10 protein-coding genes are annotated in these 12,084 nt (G+C 49.3%); 7 read left to right on the top strand and 3 right to left on the bottom strand.

Annotated features, from left to right (window positions below):
- Window positions 1-63: 63 nt before the first annotated feature.
- Both AC5JLB_RS30475 and AC5JLB_RS30480 read right to left on the bottom strand, forming a co-directional pair.
- A complete protein-coding gene (locus AC5JLB_RS30475) occupies window positions 64-258 on the bottom strand; it encodes a hypothetical protein (protein ID WP_495877569.1) in 195 nt (64 codons plus the stop codon).
- Window positions 259-390: 132 nt separating this feature from the next.
- Window positions 391-1,377 carry a creatininase family protein gene (locus AC5JLB_RS30480; protein ID WP_495877570.1) on the bottom strand — a complete coding sequence of 329 codons (987 nt, stop codon included), beginning with the start codon at window positions 1,375-1,377 and terminating at the stop codon, window positions 391-393.
- 30 nt (window positions 1,378-1,407) lie between these two features.
- On the opposite strand from AC5JLB_RS30480, the gene AC5JLB_RS30485 reads away from it, so the two are divergent.
- The gene (locus AC5JLB_RS30485; RefSeq protein ID WP_495877571.1) at window positions 1,408-2,250 is read left to right on the top strand and encodes a TlyA family RNA methyltransferase; all 843 of its coding nucleotides are present in this window, start codon (window positions 1,408-1,410) and stop codon (window positions 2,248-2,250) included.
- Between the two features lie 42 nt (window positions 2,251-2,292).
- Here AC5JLB_RS30485 and AC5JLB_RS30490 read toward each other — a convergent pair whose 3' ends face one another.
- Window positions 2,293-2,610 carry an ArsR/SmtB family transcription factor gene (locus AC5JLB_RS30490; RefSeq protein WP_495877572.1) on the bottom strand — a complete coding sequence of 106 codons (318 nt, stop codon included), beginning with the start codon at window positions 2,608-2,610 and terminating at the stop codon, window positions 2,293-2,295.
- A 511-nt stretch (window positions 2,611-3,121) separates the two neighbouring features.
- On the opposite strand from AC5JLB_RS30490, the gene AC5JLB_RS30495 reads away from it, so the two are divergent.
- The 6 genes from AC5JLB_RS30495 to AC5JLB_RS30520 all read left to right on the top strand — a co-directional run bounded on the left by AC5JLB_RS30495 (window position 3,122) and on the right by AC5JLB_RS30520 (window position 12,036).
- The gene (locus tag AC5JLB_RS30495; protein WP_495877573.1) at window positions 3,122-4,471 is read left to right on the top strand and encodes an efflux RND transporter periplasmic adaptor subunit; all 1,350 of its coding nucleotides are present in this window, start codon (window positions 3,122-3,124) and stop codon (window positions 4,469-4,471) included.
- Window positions 4,472-4,541: 70 nt separating this feature from the next.
- Window positions 4,542-5,219 (top strand): nitroreductase family protein, encoded by a 678-nt coding sequence (locus AC5JLB_RS30500; RefSeq protein WP_495877574.1) that lies wholly within the window; start codon window positions 4,542-4,544, stop codon window positions 5,217-5,219.
- 75 nt (window positions 5,220-5,294) lie between these two features.
- On the top strand, window positions 5,295-6,329 hold the full coding sequence (locus AC5JLB_RS30505) for an aldo/keto reductase (protein ID WP_495877575.1): 1,035 nt from the start codon (window positions 5,295-5,297) through the stop codon (window positions 6,327-6,329).
- A gap of 37 nt (window positions 6,330-6,366) precedes the next feature.
- On the top strand, window positions 6,367-6,639 hold the full coding sequence (locus tag AC5JLB_RS30510; RefSeq protein WP_495877576.1) for a hypothetical protein: 273 nt from the start codon (window positions 6,367-6,369) through the stop codon (window positions 6,637-6,639).
- Between the two features lie 365 nt (window positions 6,640-7,004).
- Window positions 7,005-10,160 carry an efflux RND transporter permease subunit gene (locus AC5JLB_RS30515; RefSeq protein WP_495877577.1) on the top strand — a complete coding sequence of 1,052 codons (3,156 nt, stop codon included), beginning with the start codon at window positions 7,005-7,007 and terminating at the stop codon, window positions 10,158-10,160.
- Window positions 10,161-10,239: 79 nt separating this feature from the next.
- A complete protein-coding gene (locus AC5JLB_RS30520; protein ID WP_495877578.1) occupies window positions 10,240-12,036 on the top strand; it encodes an AAA family ATPase in 1,797 nt (598 codons plus the stop codon).
- The last annotated feature ends 48 nt before the right edge of the window (window positions 12,037-12,084 follow it).

Here is a 12,084-nt window from a genome sequence, read left to right on the forward strand (position 1 = left end):
TCTGCTCAATAAATCTGCTAAAAGCGAGGGGCGAATTACTTTAGCGATTCACCCCTCACTCACCTAATAGCTATCTGATCCTGGAACTGGGTATAACTCACATTCACTTGGCAACTGCTCCAACGAAGCGTCACGAATGGCCCGCCAATGCTGATAGAGCCGATCTCCGCTCCAGTCGCTGCGATTGAACTGTCTCACGGCTTCATCTAATTCTTGAATCGTCTGAGGTACTGGAACACTAACGTTAAGCTCGTCCATAGTACATCTCCAGTGATGGTGAAGAGAATGCTGTAATAAATAATGCAACTTACTGTAATGACGAATTAGAAAACAGGATTTAAACAAAGGTTAGCTGAGGTTAACCCTTCTTAAGAAAACGACTTAAAAAAGCTACTTATCAGAGGATCGCCACGCTTGCGGCAATTGAAATGAATGAACATCTTGAATGACTTGTACCCAACCCGTGGCTAACACTTCGAGGATGCGATCGCCCTTCTCCTGTGAAGCAGTTGTCGGATCGCCCAACACACCACTCCGACTAAGATCCCGTGTCATCCAAGCAAACGGTAATGCTCCCTCCATACTTAGAACATCCGCGCGAGGCTCGCCTAATGGATATTCTGCGGCGGCACGATCCATCTTGACCTGCTCTGGCAGAATTGACAGCAACAGACTTGTTTCTGCGTCCCCTGCGTGAATGCCTAATTCTAGTTCTTTTGGTGATAAAAGATCCTGAGCGATTTTGCCTATTAGAGGAACTTTCCAGGTGAATAGCGGAAAGACAGCGAAATCTTCGTGCTGCTGATGCAAATCACGGGCAGCAATCTCTAGAATTTGGGGCTGTCCGCCATGAGAATTCATAAGAATTAGTTTACGAAATCCTGCTCTGTAGACGCTTTCTGCAACATCCATCAACACCGCGAGCAAGGTCTGAGCGCTGAGGGTAATTGTGCCGGGAAAATGCCAATGCTCATTCGACTTGCCGTAATACAACATGGGCAGCGCGTAGGCAGGAATTGTTGGATCTAGCTGCTGTAGCGCTTTTCCTAACACCGAAGCGCTAATTGCTGAATCGACGACAAGTGGTAAATGAGGCCCGTGCTGCTCGATCGAGCCAATGGGTTGAATAATGACAACATTTTCTTGATCAGGCATGGCTTGAACATCTGTCCAAGTGAGGTAAGGAAAATAGCGATCGCGGGGAATGAAGCCGTGCAGCATGGAGGGATGAGGGATGAGGGATGAGGGATGAGGGATGAGGGATGAGGGATGAATAACGCGAGAGGACTCACGGTATAGTTTATCTGAGAGCTTAGAATACTGGTGCGAGAGTGCCAAGTGCTTCAGATCTGAGGCATTTAACCTCTCATCCCTCATCCCTCGATTTAACCTCTCATCCTTCATCTCTTGAAACAACGCCTCGATACCCTACTTGTCGATCTTGACCTTTGTTCCTCGCGGCAGCAGGCGCAACGGTTGATTCAAGCTGGAGAAGTGACGGTGAATCGGCAAATGGTTGATAAGCCGGGAACAGAGGTCGATGTGTCTGCCCAAATTGCGGTGAAGCAGCGATCGCAGTATGTCTCTCGTGGAGGCGAGAAGTTAGCCAAAGCACTGCAAGAGTTTCAGATCGAGGTGCGCGATCGCCATTGTCTCGATGGCGGCATTTCGACTGGAGGCTTTACGGATTGTCTGCTGCAAGCGGGTGCAGCCCTCGTTTATGGAATTGATGTGGGATACGGACAAGTCGCGTGGACGCTGCGACAAGATCCGCGCGTGATTTTGCGCGAACGAACGAACATTCGTCACTTGACCCCCGAAGAATTGTATTCCTCTGAGCAACCAATGCCCAATTTAGGCGTTGTGGATGTTTCGTTTATTTCATTGGCAAAAGTATTACCTGCACTGTGGACGTTATTACGCGATCCGCGAGAAATCGTACTGCTGGTAAAACCTCAGTTTGAAGTCGGACGCGATCGCGTGGGCAAAAAAGGGGTCGTGCGCGATCCAGACGATCAGGCCAATGCGATCGCTCAGGTACTTCAATCGGCTCAAGCTTTGGGCTGGCGTTACCGAGGACTCACCTGGTCGCCGCTATTAGGGCCAGCAGGAAACATTGAATACTTGCTTTGGCTGGATGCTCACAACAGTGCGCTCCTTCAAACAGAACTACTCGCGCCCGATATCAATCAAATTCGACAACTTACCAAGCTCGCGCAAAAGACCTTAACGCGTGAAGCAACAACTTAGCCCAGTCAATGAAACACCAAATTTAGCTGAAGCAGCGGAATCTTACTGCGTTCTTACCGCTTGCATCGAGCCTAGAACAGCCGCCAGCAATCCTGGAAACAGCGCATCGAGATCCGCCCGTCGCAGGGAGTTGATGTATTGTGTCCCTTCTTTGCGACTGTACAAAATACCCGACTCTCGTAGAATTCGGAAATGATGAGACATCGTTGATTTAGCCAAGGAGCAATCCAAGGCAGCACAGGGTTGCTCTGTCTCTTCGGCTAATCGACGCACGATTTCTAATCGCACAGGGTCGCCCAAAGCATACAAGACCCCTGCTAAAGAAATGTTTTTCAGCTCAGGATGGTAGATTACTCTCATTCAATCAATAATCGATAGCGGGCGTCGTAATGCTCAATTAAAAGCGTAAGAAAATTCTGCTTATTTTTAGACTAGAGATTTTTTCATTTGTCATGCTATAGTTTAATTGTTCGAGATTATCGAACTATACAATATTAAGGAGCAGAAGATAGCGGCATCTGACGCAAACGGTTAAGAAGCCACTCGTTCTAAATCTTATTAGTAGGAGACGGCATTCTGTAGGAATAAGTTCCGAGGCGCAAAATCATCTATAAGCGAGCCTGATCAATATCGGTAGGAACGGCTCTCTCAGGTAACATCGAGTACTTTTTCTTAATTCCATCAAACTCTTTCTTAACCGCTATTAAACCTTCGCAATTTTTTAGTCCACAGTCGCTCGATTGGCGCAGCTTAGAAACGCCCGTGAAATTTAGAGATTGGGATAGCAAAGTATCAAGACGAATGCTCGTAGCGGAGTATGACAGATCGTAGACAGTAGACCATCACTAGATAGAGTAGGCAATCGATGGGTATGCAAAAGCAAGTTTATTCTTTCGCTCGGCTGATTCCCCTCATGCTCGTTCTTTCTTGGCTCAACGCTTGCCGCTCTGCCGCACCAGAGGCAAATGCCAGTCAAGGAGAGGGAATTCCGGTACAAATTTCGGATGTGCAGTCTGCGATCGTAGACAGAAGTGACGACTTTAACGCAACGTTAGAATCTCGTCAGTCGGTCAATATCAAGCCTCGGATTGAAGGACAAGTCGCGCAAATCTTTGTGCGGGCAGGAGAGGCGGTGAAGGCAGGTCAGCCGATTCTACAAATTGATCCCCGAAAGCAAGCGGCAGCGGCGTTGGGATCAGGAGCATCAGCGGACTCGGCGCAAGCAGGCGTGTCATCAGCCCAAGCGGGTGTGACCTCGGCACGGGCCAACCTAAAGACGGCAAAAGCAACGCTGGCAGAATATCAGGAAACATTGGCGTCAAAATCGGCAGACTACGATCGCAGCAAGAGCCAGTACAGCCGTTATGACAGACTCTACAAAGCGGGGGCAGTCAGTGCCGATTTGGTTGAACAGTATTTCAACAATTTGAAGACGGCACAAGCGAGTTTGCGATCAGCACAAGCCAAAATTGACGGACAACAAGAAGAGATTGCGGCAAAAGAAGCCGATCTTGCCGCCCGTCAAGCTGATGTCTCGCGATCGCAGCGCACCTATCAGCAGGCCCAAGCCCTCACCGAGGAAGAGCAGGTGCAACTGCAATATTTTCGGATCACGGCTCCCTTTTCTGGAACGATTGGCGAACTTCCCGTGAAAGAAGGAGATTTAGTCAGTCAGGCGACGACATTAGGAACGCTGACGCAGAATAGTGATCTTGAAGTGAACGTGTCGATTCCCACCGAAAAAGCTCGCCAAGTCAATCTTGGAACTCGGATTGATCTGATTGATTCTCAGGGTAAACAGGTCGGTTCAAGCCGCGTGTTTGCCGTGTCTCCCAAAGTTTCTACCGAAACTCAGACCGTTTTGGTAAAGGCATTAGTTGAGAATGCAGGCAGCAATTTACGCGCTGACCAGCAGATTCGAGCTAGGGTGATTTGGGAGCGGCAACCCGGCATGATGATTCCAACAACCGCCATTTCGCGGCTGGCCGGACAAAACTTTGTTTATGTAGCCGAACCGAAGGATGGAGGCCTGATCGCGAAACAAAAGCCAATTCAAGTGGGCGTGATTCGCGGCAATAATCAGCAAGTCATAGACGGGTTAAAGCCCAACGAAAAAATTGTAGCAACAGGATTGCAGAAGATTTCTGATGGTTCATCGATTGTGAATGAAGCAGAAATGAGCAAGGCAGCACCAGAAGAGCACAAAGAGGAAAAGAAATAGTAAATAGACACTATTTCTACAAGAGAGCGTTATTCTGAATCACGACACGTCAACTATTTAGGAGTATGTCATGACGATTAGCCAAGAGCGGAACCTGCACACTCAGCCTTTAGATGTTCCGAGTGCTATTGTGCAACGGCGATCGATTAAATCATTCAAACCCGACGCGATCGCGCCAGAACTGCTCCGCCGATTGGTTGAACTGACGGTCGCGGCCCCCAGTAGCTACAACATTCAAGATTGGCGTATCGTTTTAGTTCAAGATGACGCCCAGAAGCAAGCGCTCTGCGAGGCATCTTGGAATCAACAACAAGTGCTTCAAGCCCCGGTGACGTTTGTGTTTGCAGCAGATAGTACGGCTGGAGAAGGCGATCTCACACCGATCTATGAGCAGGGGATCAGTAGTGGTGCTTGGACAGAAGGCACGGTGGAGTATTTCAAAACAGCCATTCCGCAGCACCAATCGGGCTTGGGGGATAAGCGCCGAGAATACGCCATCAAGGATGCGGTAATTGCCGCTGTCCATCTGACGTTAGCAGCCGAGAGCTTGGGGCTATCAACCTGTTACATGAATGGGTGGATTGAAGAAAAAGTGAAAGCCGTAATTGGTGCAGAAAACGATCCGAATCTGGCGATCGCGCTGTTAATCCCGGTGGGCTATGCCGCAGAACCTCGCAAAAATCCGGGTCGCCTGCCGTTTAGCGCCAATGTGTTTGTTGATCGAATGGGCAATCCTTACGAAGGCTAATTGATCTGATTTGTAATTGATCTGTCGTCGAATCGAGCTACTCCATCTCATCGTTGCTTAACTTTGGAGAGAATTATGCGGTATAAACTTCTCGGACACAGCGGGTTACGAGTTTCTGAACTTTGTCTTGGAACCATGACCTTTGGCGACGATTGGGGGTGGGGCGGCTCGTATGATGAGAGTCGCAAAATGTTTGATGCGTTTGCCGAGGTTGGTGGAAACTTTATCGATACGGCAAATCTATATACCAACGGAACCAGCGAGAAGTACGTCGGTGAATTTGTGAAAAGCGATCGCGACAAGTGGGTGATCGCAACAAAGTATTCCCTCAACATGGGCAATGGTGGGATGAATGCTGTTGGCAACCATCGTAAAAACATGGTGCAAGCGGTAGAAGCAAGCCTAAAGCGATTGGACTTGGAATATATCGATCTGCTTTGGCTGCACGCTTGGGACTCAACTACGCCCGTTGAAGAAGTGATGCGATCGTTTGACGATCTGGTGCGCCAAGGCAAAGTTCTTTATATTGGTGTCTCCGATACGCCCGCTTGGATTATTTCGCAGGCAAATATGATCGCGCAGTGGCGCGGCTGGACGCCATTTGTCGGATTGCAAATCGAGTACTCGCTAAAAGAGCGCACGTCAGAGCGAGATTTGCTACCGATGGCGCGAGCGTTTGATATCGGAGTAACAGCTTGGAGTCCGCTCGGTGCGGGTGTATTGACCGGAAAATATAACAAGCCAGAAGCGGCAGAAGGGCGATTGAACAACCCCAACACGTCGCGTCCAGTGTCAGAGCGGGATATCAGCATTGCTCAAGTTGTGCTTGACATCGCGGCTGAAATTGAAGAAACTCCCTCACAAGTGGCACTGAACTGGATTCGACAGCAACCTGGAGGCATCATTCCGATTATTGGCTCCCGCAAACTGACACAGCTACAAGAAAACATGGCGTGTTTAGACTTTCAGCTAACGCCAGAGCAACTGCAACGGCTAGATCAGGTCAGCGCGATCGCGCCAGGATTTCCTCACGATTTCTTACAGAGTGACCAGGCTCAGAACTTTGCGTTTGGAGGAACGATCGCTCAGATTGACAATCATCGAGGCTAACGTCCGCTCGTGAGACAATCCAGTCTGAGAAAATTCAATGAATACCCCTTCGCATTTTTTAATGACGGCAGCCTTGGATAAGGCATTACCCAGAGTTCCGATTGTTAAGCGTGCGTTTTTATTGGGTGCGATCGCGCCTGATCTGCCACTTTGGCTGCTCTCGATTGGCAGCATACTCTATTACCACCTCATCTTAGGCTGGACTCGGGCAGAAACGGCAAGATTGATGTTCGATGACTTGTACTTCCATCACCCGTTTTGGATTGCCTCACACAATCTTTTGCATTCTCCACTATTGCTGCTCATATGAATTGCCTTAGTATGGCGGTTTCGTCGCTATATTAATTCATGGCAACGAAGGGTCTTTTGGTTTCTAACAGCTTGCTTACTTCACTCTACGGTTGATATTTTTACCCACGTTGATGATGGCCCTCTGTTGCTATTTCCGTTGAATTGGACATTGCGATTTCGTAGTGCAGTTAGTTATTACGACGATCGTTATTACGGCGCGATTTTTCAGCAGGTTGATCTCTTTCTGAATTGCGTATTTATTGTTTATCTTTTATGTCCGCGACTTTATCGCTTTATTCGTGGACGTATATTCCATCAACACTAAGCTTTTGGGCATTTTTGCGACGACATTACGCTTTTAGTCCTCATTCATCTAAATCTTCTATGTTTGCCGATTTTTTCATTAAACGTCCTGTTTTTGCCACCGTTTGTTCATTAATTGTTCTAATTGCTGGAGCAGTTTCCTTACCGCTTTTGCCGATCGAACAATATCCTGATATCAGCCCCGTTCAAGTTGCGGTTGTCTCTAACTATCAGGGTGCAAGTGCCGACGTGGTTGAAAAGACCGTCACAAGTCTGTTAGAGCGGCAGATCAACGGGGTTGAAGGAATGCGCTACATGACCTCGATCAGCAGTAACGACGGAACTAGCCAAATCACCGTTACTTTTGAACCTGGGCGTAACAAAGATTTAGCAGCAGTAGATGTACAAAATCGCGTCTCGCTTGCTGAACCAACGCTGCCTGAGCCGGTGCGTCAGACGGGTGTTCGAGTTAGCAAACAGTCTAGCTCGATCGTGCTAGGAATGGGCATCTACGGCGACAAAGGGCAGTATGACAACATTTTTCTGAGCAACTATGCGGATCTATACGTTCTCGATCGCATCAAACGCATTCCCGGCGTCGGCAACGTTCAGCCCTTCGGAGAACGGCGCTATGCGATGCGAATCTGGCTTGATCCAAGCCGCTTGGCCAGTCGTGCTTTGACGGCTCAAGATGTCGTGAGCGCTTTGCAAGAACAAAATATTCAAGTGGGTGCAGGGCAAATCGGACAGCCGCCCGTAAAAGACGATCAAATGTTTCAGATTGACCTGATTGCTCAAAGCCGCTTGACGACCAAAGAGGAATTTGAAGATTTAACGCTCAAAACGGGTTCCGATGGAACGCTAGTTAAACTCAAAGACATTGGTCGAGCAGAACTCGGAGCTGAAAGCTACACCAGTTTCTCGCGCTATAACGGCTTTCCGTCATTCGGTATGGGAGTCAATCAGCTTCCTGGCAGTAACGCGCTGGCGGTTGCTCATGCGGTTAAACAGGAAATGGAAAAAGCCTCAAAAGACTTTCTTCCTGGCATGACCTATGCGATTCCTTACGACCCAACGTTGTTTGTCGAAGAATCTCGCCGCGAGGTGATCAAAACGCTGTATGAGGCAATCATTCTAGTCGTCATTACTATTTTTGTCTTCATTCAAGATTGGCGAGCTACCTTGATTCCTACCATCACCATTCCGATTTCTCTGATCGGCACGTTTGCCATCATGAAGGTGTTTGGATTTACATTTAACAGTCTGTCGCTGTTTGGAATTACGTTAGCGACGGGCTTAGTGGTTGATGACGCCATTATCGTGATTGAAAACATCGATCGCTTGATGAAAGACCACAACATGCCTCCCCTGCAAGCCGCCTCAGAAGCGATGAGAGAAGTCACGGGTGCTGTAATCGCAACCTCCCTGGTTCTGATGGCAGTCTTTGTTCCGGTCGCCTTCTTTCCAGGAACAACAGGTGCACTCTATAAGCAATTTGCCCTGACGATCGCGTTCTCGGTTGTATTGTCTACCTTTAACGCGCTCACCCTGACGCCTGCCCTATCAGCCTTGCTGCTGAAAGGCGAAACGCCAAATAATCGCGTGTTTAGAGCGATCAATCGCGGCATTGATGCGGTGCGGAATGGATACCGTCACAGCCTCGGCTTGGCAGTACGGTTGAAGTACGCGATCGCAGGTTTATTCGTCACGCTCTTATGTGTGACAGGGGTTGTCTATCTCAACACGCCCACGGCGTTTCTACCTGAAGAAGATCAGGGCTATTTCATTAACGTCATTCAAGGCCCTGATGGTACGTCAATCAATCATACGCGCGACGTGATTGCCAAAGTTGAACAAACGGTTGGCATGATCAAAGAAGAAGTCGCTGGAACATTTGCATTGGGTGGATTTAGTACCGTGAGTGGCAACAGTGCGAACAATGGCATTATGTTCGTACCATTGAAACCTTGGGATGAGCGACGGAAGGCAGAGCAGGCATCTACAGCATTGATCGATAAAGTTCGGGGTCCGTTGCTCGGTGGCATTTCTAATGCTTTGGTCATTCCCATCAACCCACCAACGATTCAAGGATTGGGCAGCGTTGGCGGGTTCACCTTTGAGTTGCAAGATCGCGGCGACAACGGCATCGATAAGTTAGTCGAAGCGAAAAACCAGATTGTGGCGCAAGCAGGTAAGCGACCAGAGCTAAAAGGCGTGTTCACGACCTTCTCGGCAAGTATGCCGCAGTTGAAAATCGATGTCGATCGCAACAAAGCCAAGGCCCTTGGGATTCCGCTCTCTGACATTTTTGGCACGCTGCAAACCAATCTGGGCGGGCGTTACGTCAACGATTTCAACTTATTCAACCGTAGCTACCGTGTGTATGTGCAGGCAGACAGCGGCTTCCGCTCCAATCCAGACGATATTGGCGCACTGCAAGTCCGTACCAACGCGGGACAAATGGTTCCCTTAAGTAATTTGGTGAAAATTACGCCCACGACGGGTGCACAGGTCATCAACCACTACAACTTGTTCCCATCTATCGAAATTAATGGAGTGGCAGCTCCGGGCTTTAGTTCTGGACAAGCGATTAAGGCTATGGAGCAAGTTGCCGCCGAGGTTTTGCCGAAAGATATGGGATACGAGTGGTCTGGCATCTCGTTAGAAGAGCAAACTTCGGGCGGACTTGCCCCCTTAATTTTTGGATTGGGACTCGTTTTCGTCTTTCTGGTGTTAGCCGCTCAATACGAGAACTTTATTGATCCGGTGATCATTCTACTCTCTGTTCCCCTGGCCATTTTGGGGGCGCTTTTGGCACAGAAAGTTCGAGGGTTCTCAAATGATGTCTACTGCCAAATTGGGCTGGTGATGCTGATTGGACTCGCGAGTAAAAACGCAATTTTGATTGTTGAATTTGCCAATCAGTTACGGGAGAGGGGATTGTCGATTACAAAAGCTGCGATCGCGGCCTCTGAGTCTCGCCTGCGTCCGATCCTCATGACCTCACTTTCGTTTGTATTGGGTCTCGTGCCCATGATGCTGAGTAGTGGGGCGGGAGCCGTTAGCCGTCAGTCTCTGGGAACTGCTGTTAATGGGGGAATGATTTTGTCAACGCTACTGAGTTTGTTTATTGTGCCTGTGTTATATATCTTAATCTCAACAGGCCATGAACACTTGAATAAACAGATGAGTCAACGGTTAGGAAAACGTTCCTCCATCAAAGAACCTCTACCCTAATAGCAACGGATCTAGAACTGCTTTCAGTGACTATACTGAAAGCAGCCGCGATCGCGCATTTATAGATAAAGAATTTTATATGGATAATCTTTTTAGAGAGTTTGAAGAACACTTAGATCAAGGGTTTGATGCTCTGGTCAGTTTTGTTGTAGAAATGGAAGGACGAGCGCAGCAGACGTTTCAGACTGAGACTTGGACCTCTCGTAGCAGTAATACTTCTGCTCGTCAAAGACCCTTTCAGACCCCTACTCAGACGGCGAGCAACGTCAGTGTTACATCGCCACGTAACGACGGTGCAGAGCTGAAAGAGGTCGGCGGCTTATCTGAGGTGCTACGAGATCTGCGAGAACTCGTCGAACTTCCCCTAAAGCGTCCAGATCTGCTGAGTAGGTTAGGGCTGGAACCTACATCAGGCGTTTTGTTGGTAGGTCCACCCGGAACAGGCAAAACGCTCACCGCTCGTGTACTGGCTCAGGAGCTAGACGTGAACTACATCGCGATCGTTGGCCCTGAAGTCATCGGCAAGTACTATGGGGAAGCCGAGGCGCGGCTGCGCAGCCTGTTTGAGAAAGCGGCTCGGTCTGCCCCTTGTGTCATCTTTATTGACGAAATTGATAGTCTTGCGCCCGATCGCACCCAAGTCGAAGGTGAGGTCGAAAAGCGAGTGGTGGCACAACTGCTGAGCTTGATGGATGGCTTTGCCCGAACCGATGGCGTGATTGTGCTTGCCGCCACCAATCGCCCCGATCACCTTGATCCGGCCTTGCGTCGTCCGGGGCGGTTTGATCGAGAAGTTCAGTTTCGCGTCCCCGATCGCGCAGGGCGACTCGAGATTCTTCAGATTCTTACCCAGAGCATGCCGTTGGATGAGGATGTTGACTTGAACGCCATTGCCGATTTAGCTGTGGGCATGGTAGGTGCAGATCTAAAATCGCTTTGCCAAAAAGCCGCTTATCTCACGCTCCGCCGTCACATCCCATCCCTAGACGCTCCTCTTCCGGATACCATGACGGTCGCTCAGGCAGACTTTCTTCAAGCCATCAGACAGATCAAGCCTGCGGTTCTCAGATCGATCGAGATTGAAACTCCTAACGTATCGTGGGAGTCGATCGGCGGATTGGACACGATCAAGCACACCCTTCAAGAGTCCGTTGAGGGGGCATTGTTGTATCCCGAACTCTACCACCATACCCGTGCCAAAGCCCCGCGCGGCATTTTGCTGTGGGGACCGCCCGGAACCGGAAAAACCTTACTCGCTAAGGCCGTGGCCGCACAAGCCCGAGCAAACTTTATTGCGGTCAACGGCCCAGAACTTCTCAGCAAATGGGTCGGAGCGTCAGAACAAGCCGTGCGAGAACTGTTCACGAAAGCAAGACAAGCCTCCCCTTGCGTGATCTTCATTGATGAAATTGATACGCTTGCTCCAGAGCGCGGCAGGTTTCAAGGCGATTCAGGCGTGAGCGATCGCGTTGTGGGTCAACTGCTCACAGAACTCGACGGCTTACAGGACTGCACCGATGTCTTGCTGGTAGGAGCAACAAATCGCCCAGATGCACTAGATCCAGCACTATTACGGGCAGGACGCTTAGATCTGCAACTGAAAGTTGATTTACCCAATTTGACCAGTCGCCTTGCTATTTTGCAGGTTCACAACCGCGATCGCCCCTTATCGGAGATTGATTTGACCGATTGGGCAGAGCAGACCGAAGACTGGAACGGGGCTGACCTCGCGCTGTTAAGCAATCAGGCAGCCCTAGAAGCGATTGGTCGCTACCGGGCTGAAGGATTGAATGATCCCAGTAGCATTCAAATTACAACCAATGATTTCGAGACTGCCTATCAACGGCTCGCTGATCAACGAGGCTCTACCTATTAACCCGGCAACTTGAGAGAATGCAGAGCGAGTGAGCAATTTGTACAATTA

This window comes from Myxacorys chilensis (genome assembly GCF_059505265.1).

Coding starts and splice junctions, on each gene's coding strand:
- AC5JLB_RS30475 (WP_495877569.1), bottom strand. CDS start 258: ATGGACGAGCTTAACGTTAGTGTTCCAGTACCTCAGACGATTCAAGAA.
- AC5JLB_RS30480 (WP_495877570.1), bottom strand. CDS start 1,377: ATGAGGGATGAGAGGTTAAATGCCTCAGATCTGAAGCACTTGGCACTC.
- AC5JLB_RS30490 (WP_495877572.1), bottom strand. CDS start 2,610: ATGAGAGTAATCTACCATCCTGAGCTGAAAAACATTTCTTTAGCAGGG.
- AC5JLB_RS30495 (WP_495877573.1), top strand. CDS start 3,122: ATGCAAAAGCAAGTTTATTCTTTCGCTCGGCTGATTCCCCTCATGCTC.
- AC5JLB_RS30500 (WP_495877574.1), top strand. CDS start 4,542: ATGACGATTAGCCAAGAGCGGAACCTGCACACTCAGCCTTTAGATGTT.
- AC5JLB_RS30505 (WP_495877575.1), top strand. CDS start 5,295: ATGCGGTATAAACTTCTCGGACACAGCGGGTTACGAGTTTCTGAACTT.
- AC5JLB_RS30510 (WP_495877576.1), top strand. CDS start 6,367: ATGAATACCCCTTCGCATTTTTTAATGACGGCAGCCTTGGATAAGGCA.
- AC5JLB_RS30515 (WP_495877577.1), top strand. CDS start 7,005: ATGTTTGCCGATTTTTTCATTAAACGTCCTGTTTTTGCCACCGTTTGT.
- AC5JLB_RS30520 (WP_495877578.1), top strand. CDS start 10,240: ATGGATAATCTTTTTAGAGAGTTTGAAGAACACTTAGATCAAGGGTTT.